This is a genomic window from Streptomyces sp. NPDC088194 (assembly GCF_040702025.1).
Classification (GTDB): Bacteria; Actinomycetota; Actinomycetes; order Streptomycetales; family Streptomycetaceae; genus Actinacidiphila.
In genome coordinates this window covers 1-23,565 of the sequence record NZ_JBFBIV010000081.1, presented here as the reverse complement: position 1 = coordinate 23,565, position 23,565 = coordinate 1, and the positions used below count along the sequence as shown (strand labels likewise).

The 23,565-nt window shown below is 72.4% G+C and carries 21 protein-coding genes; 19 read left to right on the top strand and 2 right to left on the bottom strand.

Annotated elements, in window-relative coordinates; genetic code table 11:
- Positions 1–6: 6 nt before the first annotated feature.
- The 8 genes from AB0399_RS31980 (at position 7) to ppk2 (ending at position 7,498) form a co-directional block, all read left to right on the top strand.
- Positions 7–867 (top strand): FadR/GntR family transcriptional regulator, encoded by an 861-nt coding sequence (locus AB0399_RS31980; RefSeq protein ID WP_366413694.1) that lies wholly within the window; start codon positions 7–9, stop codon positions 865–867.
- On the top strand, positions 864–2,009 hold the full coding sequence (dgoD, locus tag AB0399_RS31975; RefSeq protein ID WP_366413693.1) for a galactonate dehydratase: 1,146 nt from the start codon (positions 864–866) through the stop codon (positions 2,007–2,009). Before AB0399_RS31980 ends, dgoD begins: the two co-directional genes overlap by 4 nt.
- 5 nt (positions 2,010–2,014) lie before the next feature.
- Positions 2,015–2,935 (top strand): hypothetical protein, encoded by a 921-nt coding sequence (locus tag AB0399_RS31970; protein ID WP_366413692.1) that lies wholly within the window; start codon positions 2,015–2,017, stop codon positions 2,933–2,935.
- Positions 2,936–3,124: 189 nt separating this feature from the next.
- Entirely contained in the window at positions 3,125–3,748 is a 624-nt protein-coding gene (locus AB0399_RS31965) for a bifunctional 4-hydroxy-2-oxoglutarate aldolase/2-dehydro-3-deoxy-phosphogluconate aldolase (RefSeq protein ID WP_366413691.1), read from the top strand.
- Positions 3,745–4,758, top strand: coding sequence for a sugar kinase (locus AB0399_RS31960; RefSeq protein WP_366413690.1), 1,014 nt, complete (start codon positions 3,745–3,747; stop codon positions 4,756–4,758). The genes AB0399_RS31965 and AB0399_RS31960 overlap by 4 nt, the downstream gene beginning before the upstream one ends.
- A gap of 171 nt (positions 4,759–4,929) precedes the next feature.
- A complete protein-coding gene (locus AB0399_RS31955; protein WP_366413689.1) occupies positions 4,930–6,078 on the top strand; it encodes an inorganic phosphate transporter in 1,149 nt (382 codons plus the stop codon).
- 130 nt (positions 6,079–6,208) lie between these two features.
- On the top strand, positions 6,209–6,439 hold the full coding sequence (locus AB0399_RS31950; protein WP_329361623.1) for a hypothetical protein: 231 nt from the start codon (positions 6,209–6,211) through the stop codon (positions 6,437–6,439).
- Positions 6,440–6,619: 180 nt separating this feature from the next.
- Positions 6,620–7,498: a polyphosphate kinase 2 gene (ppk2, locus tag AB0399_RS31945; RefSeq protein ID WP_366413701.1), complete on the top strand. Its 879-nt coding sequence runs from the start codon at positions 6,620–6,622 to the stop codon at positions 7,496–7,498.
- 96 nt (positions 7,499–7,594) lie between these two features.
- Here the strand turns inward: ppk2 and AB0399_RS31940 are convergent, their stop codons facing one another.
- On the bottom strand, positions 7,595–7,918 hold the full coding sequence (locus tag AB0399_RS31940; RefSeq protein WP_366413688.1) for an L-rhamnose mutarotase: 324 nt from the start codon (positions 7,916–7,918) through the stop codon (positions 7,595–7,597).
- A gap of 266 nt (positions 7,919–8,184) precedes the next feature.
- Between AB0399_RS31940 and AB0399_RS31935 the strand changes: the two genes are divergently transcribed.
- The 6 genes from AB0399_RS31935 (at position 8,185) to AB0399_RS31910 (ending at position 16,656) form a co-directional block, all read left to right on the top strand.
- The gene (locus AB0399_RS31935) at positions 8,185–9,033 is read left to right on the top strand and encodes an FCD domain-containing protein (RefSeq protein ID WP_366413687.1); all 849 of its coding nucleotides are present in this window, start codon (positions 8,185–8,187) and stop codon (positions 9,031–9,033) included.
- A 655-nt stretch (positions 9,034–9,688) separates the two neighbouring features.
- Complete coding sequence (locus AB0399_RS31930) at positions 9,689–12,049, top strand: discoidin domain-containing protein (RefSeq protein ID WP_366413700.1); 2,361 nt, start codon at positions 9,689–9,691, stop codon at positions 12,047–12,049.
- An 82-nt stretch (positions 12,050–12,131) separates the two neighbouring features.
- A complete protein-coding gene (locus AB0399_RS31925; RefSeq protein ID WP_329361617.1) occupies positions 12,132–13,229 on the top strand; it encodes an enolase C-terminal domain-like protein in 1,098 nt (365 codons plus the stop codon).
- A gap of 106 nt (positions 13,230–13,335) precedes the next feature.
- Positions 13,336–14,742, top strand: a complete 1,407-nt coding sequence (locus tag AB0399_RS31920) for an extracellular solute-binding protein (RefSeq protein ID WP_366413686.1) — start codon at positions 13,336–13,338, stop codon at positions 14,740–14,742.
- Positions 14,739–15,671 (top strand): sugar ABC transporter permease, encoded by a 933-nt coding sequence (locus AB0399_RS31915; protein WP_329361613.1) that lies wholly within the window; start codon positions 14,739–14,741, stop codon positions 15,669–15,671. Before AB0399_RS31920 ends, AB0399_RS31915 begins: the two co-directional genes overlap by 4 nt.
- A gap of 4 nt (positions 15,672–15,675) precedes the next feature.
- The gene (locus AB0399_RS31910) at positions 15,676–16,656 is read left to right on the top strand and encodes a carbohydrate ABC transporter permease (protein WP_366413685.1); all 981 of its coding nucleotides are present in this window, start codon (positions 15,676–15,678) and stop codon (positions 16,654–16,656) included.
- 40 nt (positions 16,657–16,696) lie between these two features.
- On the opposite strand, the gene AB0399_RS31905 is transcribed toward AB0399_RS31910, so the two are convergent.
- On the bottom strand, positions 16,697–17,950 hold the full coding sequence (locus AB0399_RS31905) for a Gfo/Idh/MocA family oxidoreductase (RefSeq protein WP_366413684.1): 1,254 nt from the start codon (positions 17,948–17,950) through the stop codon (positions 16,697–16,699).
- Between the two features lie 72 nt (positions 17,951–18,022).
- Here AB0399_RS31905 and AB0399_RS31900 point away from each other — a divergent pair, with 72 nt between their 5' ends.
- The 5 genes from AB0399_RS31900 (at position 18,023) to AB0399_RS31880 (ending at position 23,532) form a co-directional block, all read left to right on the top strand.
- Positions 18,023–19,237, top strand: a complete 1,215-nt coding sequence (locus tag AB0399_RS31900) for an ROK family transcriptional regulator (protein ID WP_366413683.1) — start codon at positions 18,023–18,025, stop codon at positions 19,235–19,237.
- Between the two features lie 270 nt (positions 19,238–19,507).
- Positions 19,508–20,743 carry a sugar ABC transporter substrate-binding protein gene (locus tag AB0399_RS31895; protein WP_366413682.1) on the top strand — a complete coding sequence of 412 codons (1,236 nt, stop codon included), beginning with the start codon at positions 19,508–19,510 and terminating at the stop codon, positions 20,741–20,743.
- Between the two features lies 1 nt (position 20,744).
- A complete protein-coding gene (locus AB0399_RS31890) occupies positions 20,745–21,728 on the top strand; it encodes a sugar ABC transporter permease (protein WP_366413681.1) in 984 nt (327 codons plus the stop codon).
- Positions 21,721–22,554, top strand: coding sequence for a carbohydrate ABC transporter permease (locus tag AB0399_RS31885; RefSeq protein ID WP_328473148.1), 834 nt, complete (start codon positions 21,721–21,723; stop codon positions 22,552–22,554). The genes AB0399_RS31890 and AB0399_RS31885 overlap by 8 nt, the downstream gene beginning before the upstream one ends.
- Positions 22,555–22,599: 45 nt before the next feature.
- Entirely contained in the window at positions 22,600–23,532 is a 933-nt protein-coding gene (locus AB0399_RS31880; protein ID WP_366413680.1) for a spherulation-specific family 4 protein, read from the top strand.
- Positions 23,533–23,565: the final 33 nt, after the last annotated feature.

Genomic DNA, 23,565 nt, shown 5'->3' with positions numbered 1-23,565 from the left:
AGACACATGACGCCATACGCGCGCCGCGGAGTGCACGGCCAGACCGTGGAGACTCTCGCGCGCCGGGTGCTCAGCGGCGAGATCCCGGAGGGCTCCACGCTCGACCTCCCTGCGTTGCAGAGCGAGTTGGACGTCAGCCTGACCGCGCTGCGCGAGGCGCTGAAGGTGCTCGCCGCCAAGGGCATGGTCGACGCGCGGCAGAAGCGCGGCACGTTCGTACGGGCCCGCGCCGACTGGAACCTGCTCGACGCCGACGTGCTGCGCTGGCAGTTCGCCGAGGGCACCGCGGCCGGCACCGACACCGGCCTGCTGCGCAATCTCGGCGAGGTCCGCGCCATCGTCGAACCCGCCGCGGTCCGGCTCGCCGCGCTGCGCCGCACCGCCGACGACCTCGCCGCCCTGGACGCGGCACTGACCGCGATGGGCGACGCGGGCGAGGGGCCCGCGCACGCCGTCGAGGCCGACCTCGCCTTCCACCGCGCCCTGCTCGCCGCCACCCACAACGAACTGCTCGAACGCATGGAGATGGTGATCGAGTCCGGCCTGGCCCACCGCGACGAGATCGTGCACTCCTCGCCGCACGGCGAGGACCCCGTGCCCAGCCACCGCGCCGTCCTGGACGCCGTCCGCGACCAGGACCCGGACGCCGCGGAACACGCCATGCGGGCACTGCTGGAGCAGGCCGTCCGCGACCTGGACCTGGTGCACGGCTCGGGCGCGGAGCAGCAGGCGCGGAAGCCGCCGCGGGAAACCCAAGGATCGCGGGGAACCCAAGGGTCGCAGGGAACGCAGGGAACGCAGGACACCCAGGGAACCCCGGCGGACACGCCGTCGGGACCGCAGTCCGTTTCGGAGGACACGAAGTGAAGATCGTCCGCGTCGAGACCTTCCTCGTACCGCCGCGCTGGCTGTTCTGCCGGATCGAGACCGACGAGGGCGTGGTCGGCTGGGGCGAGCCCGTCGTGGAGGGCCGCGCGGAAGTCGTGCGGGCCGCGGTGGACGTGCTCGCCGAGCAGCTGATCGGGCAGGACCCGCTGCGCATCCAGGACCACTGGCAGGTGCTCACCAAGGGCGGCTTCTACCGGGGCGGCCCGGTGCTGTCCAGCGCGGTGGCCGGCCTCGACCACGCGCTGTGGGACATCGCCGGCAAGGTGTACGGCGCACCCGTGCACGCCCTGCTCGGCGGCGCCGTCCGCGACAAGGTACGGGTCTACGCCTGGATCGGCGGGGACGAGCCCAGCCGGCTCACCGAGCAGGTCACCGCGCAGGTCGAGGCGGGCTTCACCGCGGTCAAGATGAACGGCGCCGGCCGTACCGACCCGATACCCAGCGCGGCGGCCACCGCCGCCGCCGTCGCCCGGGTGGCCGCCGTACGCGAGGTGCTCGGCCCGGACCGCGATGTCGCCGTCGACTTCCACGGCCGCTTCACCCCGGCCGGCGCCCGCCGGGTGCTGCACGAACTCGCCCCGCTGCACCCGCTGTTCGTGGAGGAACCGCTGCTGCCCGAGCTGGGCCACCTGCTCGGGCCGCTCGCCGCCGGCACCTCGGTGCCGCTCGCCACCGGCGAACGCCTTTACGGGCGGGCCGAGTTCCTGCCCGTGCTCAGCGCCGGGATCGCCGTCGCCCAGCCCGACCTGTCGCACGCCGGCGGCATCACCGAGGTCACCCGGATCGCCGCGCTCGCCGACACCTTCGGCGCGCAACTCGCCCCGCACTGCCCGCTCGGCCCGATCTCGCTCGCCGCCAGCCTCCAAGTCGCCTTCTGCACACCGAACTTCCTCATCCAGGAGCAGAGCCTCGGCATCCACTACAACAAGGAGGCCGACCTGCTGTCCTACCTGGTCGACACCGAGCCCTTCCGGTTCGTCGACGGCCACGCGCACCGCACCACGCTGCCCGGACTCGGCATCGACGTCGACGAGGCCGCGGTCCGCGCCGCCGACCGGTCCGGCCACGCCTGGCGCAACCCGGTGTGGCGGCACGCCGACGGCTCGTTCGCGGAGTGGTGAGCGGCGTGGCCAGCGGCGTGCCGTCCGACGTCGTCGTCGTCACCGACCCCGCGCACGGCGGCCGTTGGACCTCCCTGCGGGCCGGTGACCGGGAGTGGCTCTGGCACCGCGACGAGCCGCGCCGCCCCGGCGCCGCGCCCGGCGACCCGTTCGCCGACGCGGGCGGCGTCGAGGAGTGCGTGCCGACGGTGCGGGGCACCCCCGACCACGGCGACGCCTGGACCCGCCGGTGGACCGACGACGGTGACGCCGATGGCGACGCAGATGGCGATGGCGACGGCTATGGCGACGGCACGCACACCGTGCACTGCCCCGACTTCCGGCTGAGCAGGCGCATCCGGCACCTGCCCGGCCGGGCTGTCGCCGACTACCGGCTCACCGCCGCCCCCGGCCACCGCTTCCTGTGGGCGGCCCACGCGCTGCTCGCGGTCTCGCCCGCCGCCCGCCTCGACCTGCCCGCCGCCACCCCGGCACGGCTCTACGAGGACGGCGGCACGGCGTGGACCCCCTTCACCTGGCCGCACGCGCGGAGCACGGCCGCCGGGGCGGCGGAGAGCGCCGGACCCACGACCGCCGCGGGTGGCGCCACCACCCGCGACATCCCCGCCACCCGCGACATCCCCTTCGACCGGCTCGGCCCCGACGACGGCACCGCGTTCGGCGCGATCGCGCTCGCCGCGCGGGCATCCGTGCACGACGGCCCGGACACGCTGCGGTTCACCCTCGAAGCGGACGGCGGGCAACCGGTGTCCGTCGCCGTCTGGCGGAACCTGCGCGGCTTCCCCGCCGGCGCGCCCTACCGCTCGATCGGGGTGGAGCCGATGCTCGGCCGCGTCTTCGACCTCGCCGCGGCGGGGGAGGGCGACGCGGCGGTCGTACCGCCCTCGGGCGAGGTGCGCTGGCGGCTCACCGTCACCGCGGCCTGAACGACCCGGCCCGCGCGATCCGGCGCGGGCCCCTCGCGGGCCCTTCGCGGGGCCCGGCTCCGGCGCCCACCGCGACCGGGCCCAGGGCGTACCGGCACCTCCCGCCGCCGACCCGCCGCCGACCCGCCGCCGACCCGCCGCCGACCCGTCGCCATCGCACCCCACCCCACCACCGAAAGGACACCGCAGGTGGACCTGCTCACCGCGTTGCACACCCACCGCCTCGTCGCGATCGTGCGCGGCGACGACCCGCGCGCCGCGCTGCGCTCCGTACTGGCCCTCGTGGAGGAGGGCGTCACCCTGGTCGAGGTCTCGCTCAGCGGGGAAGACGCCCTGGACGTGATCGCGCAGGCCCGTACCGCGCTCGGGCCGGGCGCGCCGCTGGGCGCGGGCACCGTACTGACCGCGGCCGACGCCCGCGCCGCGCACCTGGCCGGGGCGGACTTCGTGGTCACGCCGGGGCTCGGGGCGGGCGCGGTGACCGCGCGTGACCTGGGCATGCCGGTGCTGGCCGGGGTGATGACGCCGACCGACGTCATCGCCGCCCAGGCGATGGGCGCCACGGCGCTCAAGATCTTCCCCGCCGCCCAGGCCGGCGGCCCCGGGTACCTGCGCGCGCTGCGCGGACCCTTCCCCGCCGCCCCGTTCGTGCCGGTCGGCGGCGTGGACGAGGAAGCGGCCCGCGCCTACCTCGCGGCCGGCGCCACCGCCGTCGGCATCGGCACCCCGCTGCTCGGCGACGCACCCCACGGCGGCTCCGTTGCCGACCTGCGGCTGCGCGCCCGCGCCTTCCGTGCGGCGGTCGCGGCATGAGCGGCGGCGCACCCGCGGCGCCCTTTCCGTACGGGGGCGGCCCGATCGTGTGTGTCGGGGAGACGATGGCCGCGTTCGTGCCGGAGCCGGGCGCGGGGCTCGCCGAGGCGGAGACGGTGCGCGTGGCGGTCGCCGGGGCGGAGTCGAACACGGCGATGTACCTGGCCGAGCACGGCGTGCCGGCGCGGTGGGTGTCCGCGGTGGGCGCCGACCCGCTCGGCGCCCGGGTCCGCGCGCAGGTGGCGGCGTGCGGGGTGGACGTGCGGGGGGTCCGCAGCGATCCGGCGCGGCCGACCGGCCTGATGGTCAAGGACCCGGGCCCGGACGGCACCCGCGTGCACTACTACCGGCGCGGTTCGGCGGCCTCGGCCCTCGGCCCCGGGCTGCTCGCCGACCCGGCGGTGCGGGACGCGGCGCTGCTGCACCTGACCGGGATCACGCCCGCCCTGTCGGCGTCCTGCCACGACCTGGTCCGGCACGCGCTGGACGGCCCGCACCCGGTGAGCTTCGACGTCAACTTCCGGCCCGCGCTGTGGCGCCCGGGACAGGCCCCGGACGTGCTGCGCGACCTGGCCGACCGCGCCGACCTGGTGCTGGTCGGGCTGGACGAGGCGCAGGCGCTGTGGGGCCCGCGGATCGCCGCGCCCGCCGACGTCCGCGCGCTGCTGCCCGGCCCGCGGCTGCTCGTCGTCAAGGACGGTGCCCGCGCGGCGACCGCCTTCGACGGCGCGACCGGGTACACGGTGCCCGCCCGCGCGGTGCGCGTGGTGGAACCGGTCGGCGCGGGCGACGCCTTCGCGGCCGGGTTCCTCGCCGGCCTGCACCGCGGCGAGCCGCTCACCCGCGCGCTGCGCCTGGGCCACCTCACGGCCGGCGCCGCGCTCGCGGTGACCGCCGACCACGGCCCGCTGCCGCCGCCCGAACGGATCGCGGAACTGCTGGCCGCGACCGACGACGTGTGGTGCCGCCGCACTCCCGGCACACCGCCCGGTACGCGAGTCCCCGGGTGAGCCCGGCCCGCACGGCGGCCGTCAGCTGCCGGCGGGAACGGAGGGGCGGGGGAGCAGACGTGGTGCCTGGCCGGGTGCCCCGAGGGGGTCGAACCACACTCGTTTCCCGTGCGTACCGTACCTTCACGTCCATGTCTCGCTGAGTACGCCAAGTGATGCTCTCCTGGTGACGTGGACCACATCACCTTTCTTGTGGCAATGGTCATCGTCACGGCGCTGGCCTTCGACTTCACCAATGGCTTCCACGACACCGCGAACGCCATGGCGACGTCGATCGCCACGGGTGCGCTGCGCCCGAAGGTCGCGGTGCTGATCAGCGGGGTGCTCAATCTCGTCGGGGCGTTCGTGTCGACCGAGGTGGCGCGGACCATCTCCGGCGGCATCGTCAACGACAAGCTCGTCACCCCGGGCATGATCTTCGCCGGGCTGGTCGGGGCGATCGTGTGGAACCTCGTGACCTGGCTGCTGGGTCTGCCGTCCAGTTCCTCGCACGCGCTGTTCGGCGGGCTGATCGGAGCGGTGTGGGTGGGCGCCGGACGGAAAGGGGTCAACTTCGACCAGGTGGTCGAGAAGATCCTGATACCCGCGGTCGCCTCGCCGCTCGTGGCGGGGCTGGCGGCGCTGGCCGCGACGTACTTCGCCTACCGGATCACCCGGCGCGCCTCGGCCGACCGGGTCTCCAAGGGCTTCCGGATCGGGCAGATCGCCTCCGCCTCCCTGGTGTCGCTGGCCCACGGCACCAACGACGCGCAGAAGACCATGGGCGTCATCACGCTCGCGCTGATCTCCTGCGGCGCCCTCGGCGCGGGCTCGGGCCCGCCGGTGTGGGTGATCCTCACCGCGGGGGTGTCCATCGCGGCCGGTACGTACATCGGCGGCTGGCGGATCATCCGCACCATGGGCAAGGGCCTGGTGGACATCGAGTCGCCGCAGGGCTTCGCCGCGGAGTCCGCGTCGACCGCGGTGATCCTGACCTCCGCCAACCTCGGCTTCGCGCTGTCCACCACCCAGGTCTGCTCCGGCGGCATCCTCGGCGCGGGCGTCGGTCGCCGGCTCGCCGAGGTGCGCTGGGGCACCGCGGGCCAGATGGCGCTGGCCTGGCTGGTGACGCTGCCGGCCGCCGCGGCCGTCGGCGCGGTGGCGGCGAGCGCGGTGGTGCACGGCGGCACCCTCGGCACCGTACTGATCGCGCTGGCGGCCGTCGCCGTGGCGGGCGTCATCGTGGTGCTGTCCCGCCGCCACCCGGTCGACGCGAAGAACGTCAACGACGGCCACGCCACCCCGGCCCCGCCCGCCGCGGGCGCCCGAGTCGGGGTGTGAACGGCCGCGCGCGGTCCGGGCGGATGCCGCCGGGACCGGAACGCGGACGGTGGCGGGGACGGTGGCGGGGACAGGGACGGGCCCGGGAGCCGCGGCGGCAGCGGGGAAGCGACGGCGAGAGGACGGCGACATGCACGTGAAATGGGGTTCGCTGGTGGAGGTCGCCGTGGTGAGCTTCGGCGCCACCGTCGGCGTCGTGGTGCTCTTCGCGCTCGGCGTGTGGGCGCTCGCCGCCCGCGACCAGCACCGCGCGTCCGGCGGCGAGGGCACCGCGCAGGCCATCAGCGCGGGCGCCTGCTTCGTGGTCTGCGCGTGCGCGGTCCTCTACGGCCTCTACCTGATCATCCCGCAGTTCCACTAGCGGACGATCGGACTGTCGGACCGGTGGACCCGTCGACCGGCGGGCCCGGTGGCCCTGGCGGATCGACGACGTACGGCCCAGGATGGTGCCGCCCGCCCCGCGCGGGCGGCGGACGTGGACGGAAGGACGGGTGAGACGGTGCGGCACACCAGCTCCGGCACCGGTGACCTGCTCGCCGGTATGACGGTCGACTACACCGACCAGGACGACCCGGTGCTGGTCCGCGCGGACGGCAGCACCGTCGACACCTGGCGGGAGAACTACCCGTACGGTCAGCGGATGGAGCGGCCGGAGTACGAGCGGCACAAGCGGCTCCAGCAGATCGAGCTGCTGAAGCTCCAGCGCTGGGTGAAGGAGACCGGGCAGCGCATCGTCATCCTCTTCGAGGGGCGCGACGCCGCCGGCAAGGGCGGCACCATCAAGCGGTTCATCGAGCACCTCAACCCACGCGGCGCCCGGGTGGTCGCGCTGGAGAAGCCCAGCGAGCGCGAGAGCGGCCAGTGGTACTTCCAGCGGTACGTCGCGCACCTGCCCACCGCCGGCGAGATCGTGCTGTTCGACCGCTCCTGGTACAACCGGGCGGGCGTGGAGCGGGTGATGGGCTTCTGCACCGACGACGAGTACCACCGCTTCATGCGGCAGGCGCCCGCGTTCGAGCGGATGCTCGTGGACGACGGCATCCAGCTGGTGAAGTTCTGGTTCTCCGTCTCCCGCAACGAGCAGCGCACCCGCTTCACCATCCGCCAGGTCGATCCGGTGCGGCAGTGGAAGCTCAGCCCGATGGACCTGGCCTCGCTGGACCGCTGGGACCAGTACACCGCCGCGAAGGTCGCGATGTTCCACGAGACGGACACCGCGTACGCGCCCTGGACGGTGGTGAAGAGCAACGACAAGAAGCGGGCCCGGGTCGAGGCGATGCGCAGCGTGCTGGCCCGCTTCCCGTACACCGACCGCGACGACGAGGTGGTCGGCGAGCCGGACCCGCTGGTCGTCGGCGCCGCCGCGAACCTGCTGGAGGCAGGCGAGGACGCCGCAGCCCGGTCCCTGCTGCGGCCGTGAACGGTCGCACCGGGCGGACGGATTGATCTGATTCATTTCCCGGGCTCCCCGCGGATGGTCGTCGTCGGGGGCCCGGGCTGTCGTCGGGGACCCGGGTCAGTCGAGGTGGAAGACCTCCTCCGCCGGCACCCACCACTCGCCCGGGGCGGCGCTGTCCAGGGGCCGCTGGCACGGGTCGGTCAGCTCCCACCACCGTCGGGTGACGGGGTCGGCGGCGATGGCCGCGGTGTCCGCGGCGTAGTCGGCGCCGGTGTACTCCAAGTAGCTGAAGAGCAGGCCGTCGCGCAGGAAGATCGAGTAGTTGCCGATGTGGGCCCGCTTGAGGGCGGCCTGCACGCCGGGCCAGACGTCGGCGTGCAGGCTCCGGTACTCCGACTCTTTCTCCGGCCGCAGCCTGATCACGGTGGCGAATCGCCGCATGGTGTCGGTCCTCCCGTCCGGCCGCCGCGCCCGGTGGCGCGATGACGGCACAGATCTGCTTCATCGATCGGGAAGAACCCTATGCATCCCGTCTCGGTCCGGCAATCCTCCGAAGCCGACCGGAGTGGCTGGGAGAGTGTGATGCGATTTGCACCCATACAGCCCGGGAGTTGACGGGAAAATGATCCGAGGCCTTCCCTTCCCGTAACGTGGATGCCATAGTGACGGCGCAAATGAACGTGATTAATCGACGAGGAGGTCGCCCGGTGTCTGGCGAACGTGGTGCCCTGCCCCCGACCGGCGACGGTGACGCGGCGGGTGGCCGTTACCGGCCGGGCTATGAACTCGTCGCCGACCAGGTGCTGAGCTACATCGCCGACCAGGGGCTGCGGCCGGGCGACCGGTTGCCCACGGAGCAGGGGCTCGCCGAGATCCTGGGCGCGACCCGCAACGTGACCCGGGAGGCGGTCAAGGTGCTGGCCGCGATCGGGCGGCTGAGCGTACGGCGCGGCGCCGGCATCTTCGTGGCCGAGTCGCCGGGCGGGCCGGTCGACGACCAGCTCGCGCACTTCCAGCCGACCAGCATGGAACACGTCCTGATGCTGCTGGACTACCGCACGCTGATCGAGTCGGAGACCGCCCGGCGGGCCGCGGCCCAGGCCACACCCATCGAGGTCCGGGCCATCCGGGAAGGAGCGGAGAGCTCGCTCGTCGCCGGTCGCGCGGCGGACTCGGACGCCTTCGCCCGTGCGGACGCGGACTTCCACGACGCGATCGGGATCGCCGCGCACAACGTCTTCCTGCGGGCCGGTGTCGGAAGCGTCCGGCGGTTCGCCGCGCAGTCGGACGTGCTGCTCTTCCACGGCGACGTGCCCGGCTCGCTGGAGGTCGCCGGACGCCAGCACGTCGCCATCGCCGAGGCCATCGCCGCGGGCGAACCCGAAGGCGCCGCCGACCTGATGGCCGAGCACATCGCCACCACCCAGCACCAGTTCGAGCGCAAGATCCGCGACCGGGTCTTCGACCTGGCCGGCAACCGCGGCACCACCGCGGCCGGCGGCGGGTCCAAGGGCGACGAGGCCGCACCCCCCTCACCTCGGTCGTCCGCCTCCTAGCCCGTACGACCCGCACCGACCGCACCACCCGTTCAACCCGCACCGTCTGTTCGCCCCGCCACCTGTCCAACCCGTTCCGCCCCCGCGTCCCCACCCCGCCCCGTCCCCACCCCGCCCCGTACCGACCCCGCCTCGACCCGCGCGCCCGCTCCTCCTTTCGCGCGCCCGCTTTCGAACTCGCGCGCCCCGCCACCGCATCCGCGCGCCCGCCACCGAACTCGCCTGCCCGGCACGCACATCCGCGCGCCCGCCACCGCATCCGCGCGCCGTCCCCCGCGTCGCTCCCGTCCCGCCCCTCCGCGCGGACCGAGCCGCCCCATGCCATCAGGCCCGGCACCCACCGGGTCCCTCGACCAACCCCTCCCCACCGCCAGGCGATTGGATACCCGTGTCCATACCCGCAGCCCCACCGTCACCACGCCTTCGCACTCCCGTGCGAAGGGGCGCCCTCGCCGTGCTCGCGCTCGCCGCCGCCGCGCTCCCCTTCACCTCGGGCCAGGCGCTGGCCGCACCCGCCGGCTCCGCCCCCCAGCCGCCGCCCCTCACCGTCCACGTCTCCCCGGACACCGGCCGGGACACCGGCTCCGGCAGCGCCGCGCACCCCTTCCGTACCCTCGAACACGCCCGTGACTACGTGCGCACTGTCAACCACGACATGCGCGGCGACATCCACGTCGAACTGGCCTCCGGCACCTACCGCCTGTCGAAGACCTTCGCCCTCACCCCGCAGGACTCCGGCAGCAACGGCCACCGCATCATCTACGAGGCCGCGCCCGGCGCCCACCCCGTGATCAGCGGCGGCAGCCAGGTCACCGGCTGGACCCTCGCCGACCCCGCCCACCACGTGTACAAGGCGCACGTCGGCGACATCGACACCCGCCAGCTCTACGTGGACGGCGAGTTGGAGACGCGCGCCCGCAGCGCCGACAACCCGGCCGGCTTCACCAAGACCGCGACCGGCTACACCATCACCGACACCGCTCTGGACGCGTACAAGAACCAGTCGGACATGGAGGTCGTCAGCCGCTGGGGCTGGATGCTCATGCGCTGCCCCGTGCAGTCCATCTCGGGCACCACCATGACCGTCCAGCAGCCCTGCTTCCACAACGCCAACCTGCACCAGGGCGAGGAGATCCAGAACCCCACCTGGCTGGAGAACGCCCGCGAACTGCTGGACACGCCCGGCGAGTGGTACCTCGACAAGAGCCAGGGCGAGCTCTACTACCTGCCCAAGCCCGGCCAGGACCTGAAGACCGCCGACGTGACGGTGCCGCGCGTGCAGGACCTGGTCGACCTGAACGGGACCGCCGCCCACCCGGTGAGCGACGTCTCCTTCCAGGGCATCACCTTCGCCGACTCCACCTGGCTGGCGCCGAGTTCGGACGACGGCCTGGTCGAGGGCCAGGCGGGCTTCCGTATCACCGGTGACGACAACCCCGACTTCGACTCCACCCGCCTGAAGTGGGTGAAGACCCCCGGTGCGGTCAACGTCAGCCACGGCCACCGGATCGGCTTCCAGGGCGACACGTTCACCCGCCTCGGCGCGGTCGGCCTCAACCTCAACACCGGTACCCAGGGCACCGACGTCACCGGCAACGTCTTCAAGGAGATCGCCGGCACCGGCATCCAGGTCGGCGGTGTCGAGGTGGTCGACGCCCATCCCACCGACCCGCGCGACATCACCAAGGACAACACGGTCGACAACAACGTGGTCACCAACGTCGCGGACCAGTACGGCGGTTCGCTCGGGATCTTCGCCGGCTACACCGACCACACCGTGATCACCCACAACAAGGTCTACGACCTTCCCTACAGCGGCATCTCCGTCGGCTGGGGCTGGGGCCTGACCGACCCGGGCGGGGACACCAACTACCCCGGAAACTCCGGCGTTCCGATCTGGGACACCCCCACCACCAGCCGCGACACCGTCGTCACCGACAACGTGATCAGCGACATCATGAAGTCGCAGGCCGACGGCGGCGCCATCTACACCCTCAGCGCCGACCCTGGCGGCGTGGTCTCCGGGAACTACATCAACGGCACCACGCCCACCGCCTACGGCGCCATCTACCAGGACGAGGGCAGCCGTTACTGGCACACCACGGACAACGCCCTGTGCGACGTGGCCTTCCAGTGGCTCTTCCTCAACCACGGCATGGACATCACCGCGGAGCGCAACTTCACCTCCCAGCCGGCGATGAACACCCAGGCCAACAGCACCGGCGACACGATCACCGGCAACACGACGGTGGACTCCTGCGAGCAACTGCCTGCCTCCATCGTGGACAACGCCGGCCTGCAACCGGCCTACCGGCACCTCGACCCCGGTCCGGCCGTCACCGACCACACCGCGCCCACCGCCCCCGGCCGGCCCGCCGCGGTCACCGACTTCCCGACCGTCGCCGACCTGACCTGGCCGGCCGCCACCGACGACACCGGCGTCACCGGCTACGCGATCCGGCAGGGCGGCACCGTCGTCAGCGCCTCCACGGGCACCTCGGTACGCCTCGCCGGCCTCACCGCCGGCGCCACGTACACCTTCACCGTCACCGCCCGCGACGCGGCCGGCAACGAGTCGGCGCCCGGCAAGCCGCTGACCGTCACGATGCCCGCCGGCGGCGACCTCGCCCTGCACCGGCCGGTCACCGTCAGCTCCTTCTCCGACCCGAACACCCCCGAACTGGCCGTCGACGGCGACCTGTCCACCCGGTGGGCGCAGGGCCTCGGGCTGCCCGACCCGTCCTGGATCGAGGTGGACCTCGGCGCGCAGTACGACGTGACCGGCGCCATCACCACCTTCGAGAAGGCGAACGGCTACCAGTACCGCGTCGAGGTCTCCGCGGACGGCAGCGACTGGACCACCCTCGACGACCACACCGCCACCGCCACCACCCAGCAGACCGCCTACTCGCCCGCCGCCACCCCCACCCGCGGCCGCTACGTCCGGCTCACCGTCACCGGCTCGAACTACAACGGCGGCAGCATCTACGAACTCCAGGTCTACGGCCGACCCTAGGGCGCCCGCCCGCTCCGGCCGCACGGACCACGGCGCCCTCCCCTCTCACCGGCGCCCTCTCACAGAAACGACACACGCACGGATGAAGATCACTCATGTCGAAGTCCACCGGATCGACGTTCCGGCGGCGGACCCGCCCTTCTCCTGGCGGCACGGCCTCAGCGGCAGCGCGCCGGTCGGCGACGGGGCGGTCCTGCACATCGGCACCGACGAAGGCGCCGAGGGCGTGGCGCTCTTCGCCCGGCCGGGTGCCGCCACCACGCTCACGGACCTGGTGGACCGGGTCTTCCGGGAGGAACTGCTCGGCGCCGACCCCTTCCGCCGTGAATGGCTGTGGCACCGGGTGTGGGAGCTCGACCGCATCCACGAACTGCCGCTGCCCACCCTCGGATTGATCGACACCGCACTGTGGGACCTGGCCGGCCGGGTCAGCGGGCAGCCCGTGTGGCAACTGCTCGGCGGCTTCCGCGAGTCCATCCCTGCCTACGCCTCCACCTCCACCTTCGACACGACCCGGGAGTTCCTCGACGTCGCCGACCAGTGCCTGGCGCTGGGCTACCGCGGCATCAAGCTGCACGCCTGGGGCGACGCCCGCCGGGACGCCGCGCTGTGCCAGGCACTGCGCGCCCACGTCGGCCCGGACGTCCCCCTGATGTACGACGGCTCGGCGGGCTTCGACCTGCCCGACGCCATCCGCCTCGGCAGGGCCCTCGCCGAGGCCGACTACCTCTGGTACGAGGAGCCGATGCGCGAGTTCAGCGTCAGCGCGTACCGGCAGCTCGCCGAGTGCGTCGACGTACCGCTGCTCGTCGCGGAGACCTCCGACGGCGCCCACATGAACTCCGCCGACTTCATCCGGGCCGGCGCCGCCACCTTCGGGGTGCGGGCCGGCACCACCCTGCGCGGCGGCATCACCGGCGCGATGCGCACCGCGCACCTCGCCGACGCCTTCCGGCTGCGCGCGGAGGTGCACGGCTCCGACATCCCCAACCACCACCTGTGCATGGCCATTTCCAACACCACCTACTACGAGTCCCTGGTGACCGCCACGCAGGTCGTACGGGAACGCCACGTGGACGACCAGGGACTGGTGCACGCCCCCACCGGGCCCGGCATCGCCCTCCCGCTCGACTTCGGCTACGGCAGCGCGCTCACCCGCTTCGTCGAGCAGCCCCGCTGACCGCCCCGCCGGCAGCGGCACCACCAGCGCTCGTGACACCACCAGCGCTCCTGACTCCACCAGCACTCCTGGCACCACCCTCACCCGCAGCAAGAAAGGCACCACGATGAAGACGACGCTGTCTTCCGGTTCCGCGAGAACCACCCCGCGCCGGTCGGCGGTACGCACCGCCGTCGCCGCGGTCGCCCTGGCAGCGGCCACCGCCCTGGTGGCCGGATGCGGCGCCAGCGCCGACACCACCAAGGACGCCGGCACGGCCGCCGGGCACGCGGCGTTCACACCGGCCACGCAGAAGGCCGGCTCCCCGATCACGGTGTGGGCCGACGCCACCCGCCTGCCGTCCGTGCAGGCGTACCAGAAGGCCCACCCGGACGTGAAGATGAAGATCGTCACGTACGACGGCGGCGCCGACGGCTCCAGTTACCTGCAGACGAAGGTCGAGCTGTTCGACCGTACCGGCAGTGGCTGGCCTGACGTCGTCTTCGGCTCGCCGACCGACGTCACCTGGGCGTCGGCCCCCACCAAGCCCGGCGCCATCCCCTTCGCCGCCCCGCTGGACCAGAATCTGGTGCCCGCGAGCACCCTGGACGGCTTCGCGAAGGGGTCGCTGGCGCCCTGCCAGTTCGACGGGCACACCTACTGCCTGCGCAACGACATCGCCCAGGTCGTGCTCTGGTACAACAAGTCCCTGATGGACAAGTGGGGTTACACCGTCCCCACCACCTGGGCGCAGTACGAGGCGCTCGGCGAGAAGGTCGCCAAGGAGCACCCCGGCTACCTCGTCGGCTCGGTCGGCGACACCAACTCCCAGGAGTCCTACCTCTGGTCCAGCCAGTGCCCGGCCTTCGACCTGGTGAAGCCCGACACCCTGCGGGTGGACCTGAAGGACCCGAAGTGCACCCGGATGTCCACCCTGCTCGACAAGCTGATCTCCGCCAAGGCGGTCAGCACCCAGGGCTTCTTCAGCCAGGGCTTCGCCAAGGACAGCGGGTCCAAGGTGCTGATGGCGTACGGGCCGTCCTGGTACGGCCAGTACCTGTTCAAGACCGCCTTCCACACCCCCGCCAAGCAGATGGCCGCCGCGGCGCCGCTGACCTGGCCGGGGGAGACCACCGCGGCCACCGGCAACGTCGGCGGCGGGGTGTGGATGGTCTCCGGACACAGCAAGAACCTCAAGGCGTCCACCGACCTCGCCACCTGGCTGACCACGTCCGACGAGAACCAGGCGTCCGCCCCGACCTATCCCGCCTACACCAAGGCGGCCACCGCGTGGCTGGCCAACCCCGCCAACCGCGACTACTTCGCCGCCGACGTCAGCGCGCCGTTCCAGCAGGCCGCGAACGAGGTATGGACCGGTTGGTCGAACACCAGGTTCTCCGACGCCACCGCCTGGTCCAGCGTGGTCCTGCCGGCGCTGACCGCGGGCAAGTCCCTCACCGCCACGCTGCCCGCCTGGCAGAGCGCCATCAGCAACGAGGCGAAGAGCGACGGATACCAGGTGACCACCGGATGACGCTGCTGGACACCCGGCGCGTCACCGCTCCGGTCCGCCGACGCGGCCCCGCGCCGCGCCGGCGGACCGGCGGGGCCGCCGGCCGGCTCTTCGTCGCCGGCTACACGCTGCTGCTGCTCGCCTTCGGCGTCTTCCCCACCTGTTACGCCTTCTACCTCGCGTTCACCAACGACGCGGGCCAGTTCACCGGCATCAACCAGTTCACCAAGGTCGCCCGCGACTACCGCTTCGGCCCCGCCTTCACCCACGTGCTGGTCTACCTCGTGCTGTGGCTGGCCGTCCTGGTGGTGCTCACCGTGCTGACCGCGGTGGTGCTGCGCAGCCGGGTCCGCCCCGGCCTGTCCGCGCTGCTGCGCTTCCTGTACTACATCCCGGGCGCCCTGGCCGGCGTGGCGAGCGTGCTGGTCTGGCTGTTCATGCTCGACCCCGACGTCAGCCCGGTCTCCTGGCTGCTGAAATCCCTCGGCCTGGGCAGCTTCGCGGCCGTGCTCGCCCCCGGCAACCTGCCGGTGATCTTCCTGCTGATCGCCTTCTGGACCGGCGCCGGCGGCTGGATGGTGGTGATGTACGGGGCCCTGAACAACATCTCCGACGAGGTGCTGGAGGCCGCCCGGATGGACGGCGCCGGGCCCTGGCGGATCGCCTGGCACATCCAGATCCCGATGATCCGGCAGTGGATCGCCTACATGACGATCCTCGCCTTCGCCGGCGGCACCCAGCTGTTCGTCGAGCCGCAGCTGCTGCAGACCGCCAGCCTCGGCCGGGTCAGCCCCACCTGGTCGCCGAACCAGCTCGCCTACGTCTACGCCTTCCAGAAGGGCGACTTCAACGGCGCCGCGGCCATCTCGGTCTTCCTGCTCGCCCTCGGCCTGCTCTGCGCCGGCGTGCTGGTGGCCCGGACGAACATGTTCACCTCGGAAGAGAAATGACGCCATGACAGAAGCCACGACGGACGTGGCGACACCCGCCACGACACACGCCACCAGGGGCGCCGCGCGGCGGTCCGCCCCCGCCCCCGCCCCGCGCGCCGCCGGATGGCGCACCGCGCCCTCGCGGGCCGTCTCGGTCCTGGTCATCGGTGTGCTGCTCGCCGCGCTGCTGGTCTTCTTCGTGCTGCCGGTGGTGTGGCTGCTGCTGGCCCCGACCAAGACCGCCGGCCAGATCACCCACGACAACCCGCTCTCGTTCGGCTCGCTGCACCAGGTCGGCGCCGCCTGGCGGCACCTGTACGACTTCCAGGACCACGTGCTGCTGGTGTGGCTGCGCAACTCCGCGGTCTACTCGCTCGGTTCGCTGGTGCTCACCCTGCTCACCAGCCTGCCGGCCGGCTACGCGCTGGCGCTGACCCGCTTCCGCGGCCGCAAGACGCTGCTCCTCGCCACCCTGGTGACGATGATCATGCCGTCGGCGACGCTGGTGCTGCCGATCTTCCTGGAGCTGAACCGCTTCCACCTGATCGGCACCATCTGGTCGGTGATCCTGCCCTTCTCGTTCTACCCGTTCGGCGTGTACCTGGTGTACATCTACTTCGCCACCAGCCTGCCGCGCGACCTGCTGTCCGCCGCCCGGATCGACGGCTGCTCGGAGTGGCAGCTGTTCTCCCGGATCGCGCTGCCGCTGGCCAAGCCGGTGGTCGGCCTGGTGGCGTTCTTCAGCTTCGTCGGCAACTGGAACAACTTCTTCCTGCCGTACCTGGTACTGCCCAGCAGCGACCAGTTCCCGATCCAGGTGGGGCTCAACCAACTGCTCACCTCCACACCGTCGTTCAACCCGGTCGCCGGTGCCGGGCTGAACATCACCATCCCGGAGCTGGCGCTGGCGATCATCGTCGCCATCCTTCCGGTGCTCGTGCTCTTCCTGTTCTCCCAGCGCACCCTGGTCTCGGGGATGCTGGCCGGCGCCACCAAGGAGTGACCTCGGCGGGCGGCGGACCGGGCGAACGGGCCCGCGGGGGCTACGGCGCCACGTCGACCACGGTGCCGCTGATCCGGGCCCGCTCCGCCGCCCACACCACGCGGTGGCCGGCCAGGCTGGTGGCGGCGTCGGACCGCAGCAGCTCCGCGTCGCCGGTCGCGACGGCCGCGAGGAAGGCGTCCATCAGCGCCTCGTCGCCGCCGCCGTGCCCGTCGGCGGCGGACGCGCCCGCCTCGGCCCCGACCTCGACCGTCTCGTCCGCGCCGGTGAGGAAGTCCACCCGGCGGATGCTCCGGCCGTCGCCGTCGAGGAAGCCGCGGGTGCCCATCAGCCGGGTCCTGCGGTGCTCCATCGGCGTGAACGCGCTCATCGTGAACGAGCAGGTGGCGCCGTCGTCGAACTCCATCGACACCACCTGGTGGTCCACCACGTCGTTGTCGCAGGCGTACACGCAGCGGCCGTACGGCCCGGTGCGCAGCGCCGCCAGCACCCCGGCCTCGGTGTGGTCGTCGGTGACCGCCGACAGCGGCCAGAACCGGCTGTCCGCGTCGGCGAGGCAGCCCAGGTACAGCCGCTTCGCGGAGTACGGGCAGGTGGACTCCAGCGGGCAGTCCAGGCACCGCTCGGCGGCGTCCTCCGGGGCGTCCTCGGCACGGAAGTGGGTCAGGCTGCCGAAGGAGCCGACCCGCCGCGGCGCCCGGCCGAACAGGTGCAGCAGCCAGTCGATGTCGTGGCAGGACTTGGTGAGCAGCATCGGCGCGGAGGTGCCGGAGTTCCGCCAGTTGCCGCGGACGAAGGAGTGCGCCTGGTGCCACCAGCCGACCGGCTCCAGGTGCTGCACGCTCACCAGCCGGCCGATCGTCCCGTCGTCCAGCATCCCCTTGAGCGCACGGGTGTAGGGGGTGTAGCGCAGCACGTGGCAGACGGCCAGCATGATCTTGTTGCGCTCGGCCGCCGCCGTGATCACCTCGGCCTCGGCCTCCTCGGTGGCCATCGGCTTCTCCAGCAGGATGTGGTAGCCCTGGTCGGCCAGTGCCACGGTGGGGCCGCTGTGCTGCCGGTCCTGGGTGGCCACGATGGCGGCGTCGGCGAGCGGTCCGGCCGCGGCCAGTTCGGTCCAGTCGGTGTACACGCGGTCGGCCGGGACCGCGAACTCGCGCGCCGCGGCGGCACGTCGCCCGGGATCGGGCTCGGCCACCGCCACCACCCGGCCCTCGCCGGTGTCATGGGCACGGCGCGCGTACGACAGGCCGCGCAGCCCGGCGCCGACGAGAGCTAGAGTCACCCGAGGCATGGGGTCCTTTCCCGTACTTACGAAGGAGTCCCTCATTATTAGGTGTGTGGCAACCGATCTCAAGGGGGCCTGGTGACCGACGCTGCGCCGGGCGGCGACCTGTCCCAGCTCCGGCGGCTCAACTCGCTCGCGCTGATCGGCGTGTTGCGCGAGGAGCCGGGGCTGACGCTGACCGAAATCTCCCGCCGGACCGGGCTGTCCCGGGCCTCCACCGAGGACGTGGTCCGCGAACTGCTGGAGCGCGGCTGGCTGGCCGACGTGCCGGCCGCGGCCGGCGCCGTGGGCCGGCCGGCCCGCCGGTACCGGTTCCGGGCCGACGCCGGCCGCGTGCTGGGCGTGGACATCGGCGGCCACAAGATCCTCGCCCTGGTCGCGGACCTGGACGGCACGGTGCTGCACAGCGGCCGGATCGCCGTCGCGCCCGCGATGGGCCGCAAGCAGCGGCTGGCGGCCCTGGACCGCGCGGTGGCCGACGCGCTGGCCGGGGCGGGGGTGGCCGCCGACGGGATCTGGGCGGTGGGCGCGGCCACCACCGGGCTGGTGGACGGCGCGGGCCGGGTGATGCTCTCCGAGGCGCTGCCGGAGTGGACCGGGGTGGACGTGGCCGGGCACCTGGGCCGGCGGGTGGGCGGCCCGGTCCTGGTGGAGAACGACAGCAAGCTCGCGGCGCTCGCCGAGTCCTGGCGCGGCGCGGCCCGCTACGCCAAGGACGTGGTGCTCATCCTGGCGGGCCTGCGCACGGGCGCGGGCCTGATCATCGACGGCAAGCTGCACCGCGGCTTCGGCAACGCCGCGGGCGAGATCGGCGCGCTGCCGGCGTCGGGGTGGATCAGGGCCCAGGAGCACCTGAAGTCCTGGCCGGCCGCCGAGCCCGCGGGCGACATGGACGCGGCGGCGGAGGCGGTCTTCGAGGCCGCGCGGGCCGGCGACCGCAAGGCGGCGGCGGTGGTACGCCGCTACGTCCGCGACGTCGCCGTCGGCGCGGCGGCCCTGGTGCTGACCCTGGACCCCGAACTCGTGGTGATCGGGGGCGGGTTCTCACGATCCGCCGACCTGATCGCCGAGCCGCTGCGGCGCGAGCTGGACCGCTGGTGCATCCGCACGCCCGAGGTGCGGGTGTCGGAGTTCGGCGACGAGGGAGTGGCGCTGGGCGCGCTGCGCCTCGCGCTCGACCACGTGGACCGCGAACTGCGGGAGAGCGCCGACCTCGGCGGTCCCGAGCGCTTCGCGCGGGGGCCGGGCGGGGCGGGTCGGGTCGGCGGCGGCCGGGGCGACGGGGGCCGCTGACCTGGTGGTACGGTGCGGCGCCGGGTGGCGGAAACGCTTCCGCGACGCCGCCCGTAGCCGTGCCCGCGCGGCGCGCGGCAGGCCCGGAACACGGCGCGCGAGGAGGGCCGGCACGCGGCGGCAACAACTTCGTAACCGCCCCGGGTATTGACTTAATTTCCCTGGACTCCATGATTAGGCGAACTCGATGCCCTTGCTGGCCGGTCGGCGCGGAGGGCTTCTCGACTGTCGGGAGGACATGGGATGCGGAACTCGGTGCGGTGGCCTGCGATGGCGTTGGGGGTGGTCCTGGCCGCCTCTGCCTGCTCGTCGGGCGGAAGTGGTTCGGCGTCCTCCGACGGCAAGGTCACGCTGTCCTACGGGGTGTGGGACGCCACCCAGAAGTCGGCGATGGAGCAGCTCGGGAAGGCGTTCACCAAGACCCACCCGAACATCTCGATCAAGGTCGAGCTGACCCCGTGGGCCGACTACTGGACCAAGCTGAAGGCCGCGGCGACCGGCGGTTCCGCTCCTGACGTGTTCTGGATGAACGGCCCCAACTTCCAGCTGTACGCGTCCAACGGCGTGATCCGCCCGCTGGACGACGACATCGCCAAGGACAAGGTGCCGCTGTCGGCCTACCCGAAGCAGCTGGTGGACCTCTACACCTACCAGGGCAAGCACTACGGCCTGCCGAAGGACATGGACACCGTCGGCGTCTGGTACAACAAGTCGCTCTTCGACGCCGCCAAGGTGCCCTACCCCAAGGCCGGTTGGACCTGGAGCGACTTCCAGCAGGCCGCCGCGAAGCTGACCGACAGCAGCAAGGGCCAGTACGGCACCGACGCGGAGCTGACCAGCTTCCAGGAGTACCAGTACAACACCATCGCCCAGGCCGGCGGCCACGTCATCTCCGCCGACGGCAAGAAGTCCGGCTACGACGACCCGAAGACGATCGAGGGCCTGCGCTTCTGGACCGACCTGATCGCGAAGAAGGAGTCGCCCGACCTCAAGACGATGACCGACACCGCGCCGCTCCAGCTCTTCGAGGCCGGCAAGATCGCCATGTACTGGGGCGGTTCGTGGGACGCGACGGAGTTCGGCGGCAACAGCTACACCAAGACGCACGTGGACGTCGCCCCGCTGCCCAAGGGCGTCAAGCAGGCCACCGTCATCCACGGTGTCGCCAACGTCGTCTCGGCCAGGACCCACCACGCCGACCAGGCATGGCAGTTCGTGAAGTTCCTCGGCTCCAAGCAGGCCGCGGACATCTTCGGCGCCAAGGGCACCATGCCCGCCTACAACGGCACCCAGGGCGCCTGGATCGCCGCGCACCCGCAGTTCAAGCTCCAGACGTTCCTGGACGAACTCCCGTACGCCGTGCCCTTCCCCGTCTCCAAGGACACCGCGGCCTGGAACGAGGAGGAGCTGACCTACCTGACCAAGGTGTGGAACGGCGACGAGTCGCTCGACAAGGCGGCCAAGGAACTCGCCGCGGCGATGAACGCCTCGCTCGCCAAGGAGTGACATGACGATCACCTCCACCCCGGGCGCCGCCCGCACCGAGCCGCCGCCGCCCGACGGCCGCCGCCCGGGCCTGGCCCGCCGCCGCCCGCGCCGCGACCGGGTCGTCGAGGCGCTGTGGGGATACGCGTTCATCGCCCCGATCGGCCTCGGCCTCGCGGTGTTCTACCTGTGGCCGGTCGTGCAGACCGCGTACTTCTCCTTCACCGCCTGGGGCGCCTTCGGCGGCCACACCTGGAGCGGCCTGGACAACTACCACCGGATGCTGCACGACCACGAGTTCGGCCAGGCGATGGTCAACACCCTTGCGTACACCGGGCTCGGACTGGTCTCCATCCCGCTGGCGATCGTCTTCGCCGCCCTGCTCAACCGGCCCGGCCTGCGCGGCATCGGCGTCTACCGCACGCTGTTCTTCCTGCCGGTGGTCACCATGCCGGTGGCCATCGCCATGGTCTGGCGGTGGCTCTACAACGGCGACTACGGGCTGGTGAACTACCTGCTCTCGCTGGTCGGCGTCGACGGCCCCAACTGGATCGCCGACCCGCGGGTGGCGCTGTACGCGCTGGTCGCGGTCGGCGTGTGGAGCAGCATCGGCTACAACCTGGTGATCTTCCTCGCCGGCATGCAGGCCATCCCGAAGGAGTACTACGAGGCCGCGGAGATCGACGGCGCGGGCCCTGTACGGCAGTTCTTCTCGGTCACCATCCCGCTGCTGTCGCCCACCGCGTTCTTCGTGTCGGTGATCTCGGTGATCGGGTCGCTGCAACTGTTCGACCTTGTCTACGTGATGGCCGGCTCCGGCGACGCCGCCCGCGCCAACCCCGCCTTCCCGCGCCTGGAGACCGTCGTGCAGCTCTTCTACGACCGGGCGTTCGTCACCAACGACCGCGGCTACGCGGCCGCGATCGTCATGGTGCTGCTGCTGGTCATCATCGCCCTGACGGCCCTTCAGTTCCGCATGCAGAAAAGGTGGGTGCACTATGGCTGAGGCCCGTTCCCGGCGCACGGGTTCGCACTTCGGCGTCCACACCGTGCTGATCGCCGCCTCGCTGGTGATGGTCGGGCCGTTCGTGTGGGAGGCCGTCACCTCGCTGAAGTCGCTCACCGACGCCACCCATGTGCCGCCGTCGCCGCTGCCCGGCAGCCAGTGGTCGAACTACCGCAAGGTCTTCGACCTGCTGCCGTTCGGCCACCAGTTCCTCAACACGCTGCTGATGGCGCTGGGCCGCACCCTCGGCCAGGTCGTGCTGTGCCCGATGGCCGCCTACGCCTTCGCACGGCTGCGCTTCCCCGGCCGCGGCGTGCTGTTCGGGCTGTTCCTGTCGGTGCTGATGGTGCCGCCGCAGCTGTTCATCATCCCGCAGTACCAGATCATGTCCGACCTCGGCTGGCTCAACAGCCTCCAGGCGCTGATCCTGCCCGGCATGTTCAGCGCGTTCGGCGTCTTCCTGCTGCGGCAGTCGTTCCTGGCGCTGCCCAGGGAGTTGGAGGAGGCCGCGCGGATCGACGGCGCCGGGCCGTTTCGGATCTACTGGTCGGTGATGCTGCCGCTGGTGCGCCCCGGTCTGGTCGCGCTCGGCGTCCTCGCCCTGCTGTGGAGCTGGAACGACCTGTTCTGGCCGCTGGTGGTGAACACCGACCCCGACAAGATGACCCTCTCGGCCGGACTCGCCTCCCTCCAGGGCCAGTTCCAGACCGACTACCCCGTGCTGATGGCCGGCTCTTTGCTCGCGTCGCTGCCGGTCATCGTGGTGTTCGCCTTCCTGCAACGGCAGTTCGTGCAGGGCATCGCGCACACCGGAGTCAAGGGCTGACCGGCCCGCTCCGCCACCCCACCCCCCACCGTGAAAGGGGCACACGTGTTCTCCTCCCACCGATCGACCCACCGATCGACCTCCCACCGCCCGGCGGCCGGCTCCGGCCGGACCGCCGGGCGGGCACGGGCGGCCGTGCTCACCGCGGCCGCCACCGCGCTCGCGCTCACCGCGCTGGGCACGGCGGGCGCCCCGGCGAACGCCGCCGCCGGCGTCCAACACGTCGCCGTACCCGCCTACTTCAACCCCTCGGACGCGGCCGGCGCCGGCTACTGGAACCAGATCGACCAGGCAGGACCCGGCGTCGGCATCGCCGTCGCCAACCCCTCCAACGGCCCCGGCAGCGCCGCCGACAGCGGCTACGCCCAGGCCGTACGGTCGGCCACCAATTCCGGCACCAAGGTGATCGGCTACGTGGACACCGGCTACTTCGGCACCACCGGCCGCACCACCCGCGACGGGCAGACCACCGTCGCCGCCTGGACCGCGCAGATCCAGGCGGACGTCGCGAACTGGTACTCCTGGTACGGCTCCTCGGGCCTGGCCGGGATCTTCTTCGACGACGCCCTGAACGACTGCGGCACCAACAACGCGCACGTGAACCTCTACTCGGGGATCAACACCACCACCAAGCAGGCGCACCCCGGCGCCCTCACCGTCGACAACCCCGGCGCACCCGCCGACCAGTGCTACTCCTCGGCCGCCGACATCCTGGTGATGTTCGAGGGCAGCTACGCCACCTACGCCTCCTGGACCCCGCCCGCCTGGGAGCTGAACGCCACCGACCCCGGCAAGTTCTGGCACCTGGTCTACGCCACCCCCACCCAGGCCGACCTCGACACCACCGTCTCGCTGAGCAAGCAGCGCAACGCCGGCTACCTCTACGCCACCCCCGACGACCTGCCCAACCCCTGGGACACGCTGCCCACCGGCAGCTACTGGTCCGAGGAGCTGAGCGGGACCGCCGGCGCCAGCTGACCGAAAGGCCGCGCACCGCGGGGAGTTGCCTCC

Excerpts from the sequence above, each read along its gene's own strand:
- AB0399_RS31980 (WP_366413694.1), top strand. The coding sequence starts at position 7 with ATGACGCCATACGCGCGCCGCGGAGTGCACGGCCAGACCGTGGAGACT.
- AB0399_RS31960 (WP_366413690.1), top strand. The coding sequence starts at position 3,745 with ATGAGCGGCGGCGCACCCGCGGCGCCCTTTCCGTACGGGGGCGGCCCG.
- AB0399_RS31950 (WP_329361623.1), top strand. The coding sequence starts at position 6,209 with ATGCACGTGAAATGGGGTTCGCTGGTGGAGGTCGCCGTGGTGAGCTTC.
- ppk2 (WP_366413701.1), top strand. The coding sequence starts at position 6,620 with ATGACGGTCGACTACACCGACCAGGACGACCCGGTGCTGGTCCGCGCG.
- AB0399_RS31940 (WP_366413688.1), bottom strand. The coding sequence starts at position 7,918 with ATGCGGCGATTCGCCACCGTGATCAGGCTGCGGCCGGAGAAAGAGTCG.
- AB0399_RS31930 (WP_366413700.1), top strand. The coding sequence starts at position 9,689 with ATGCGCGGCGACATCCACGTCGAACTGGCCTCCGGCACCTACCGCCTG.
- AB0399_RS31925 (WP_329361617.1), top strand. The coding sequence starts at position 12,132 with ATGAAGATCACTCATGTCGAAGTCCACCGGATCGACGTTCCGGCGGCG.
- AB0399_RS31920 (WP_366413686.1), top strand. The coding sequence starts at position 13,336 with ATGAAGACGACGCTGTCTTCCGGTTCCGCGAGAACCACCCCGCGCCGG.
- AB0399_RS31915 (WP_329361613.1), top strand. The coding sequence starts at position 14,739 with ATGACGCTGCTGGACACCCGGCGCGTCACCGCTCCGGTCCGCCGACGC.
- AB0399_RS31910 (WP_366413685.1), top strand. The coding sequence starts at position 15,676 with ATGACAGAAGCCACGACGGACGTGGCGACACCCGCCACGACACACGCC.
- AB0399_RS31905 (WP_366413684.1), bottom strand. The coding sequence starts at position 17,950 with ATGCCTCGGGTGACTCTAGCTCTCGTCGGCGCCGGGCTGCGCGGCCTG.
- AB0399_RS31895 (WP_366413682.1), top strand. The coding sequence starts at position 19,508 with ATGGCGTTGGGGGTGGTCCTGGCCGCCTCTGCCTGCTCGTCGGGCGGA.
- AB0399_RS31890 (WP_366413681.1), top strand. The coding sequence starts at position 20,745 with ATGACGATCACCTCCACCCCGGGCGCCGCCCGCACCGAGCCGCCGCCG.
- AB0399_RS31885 (WP_328473148.1), top strand. The coding sequence starts at position 21,721 with ATGGCTGAGGCCCGTTCCCGGCGCACGGGTTCGCACTTCGGCGTCCAC.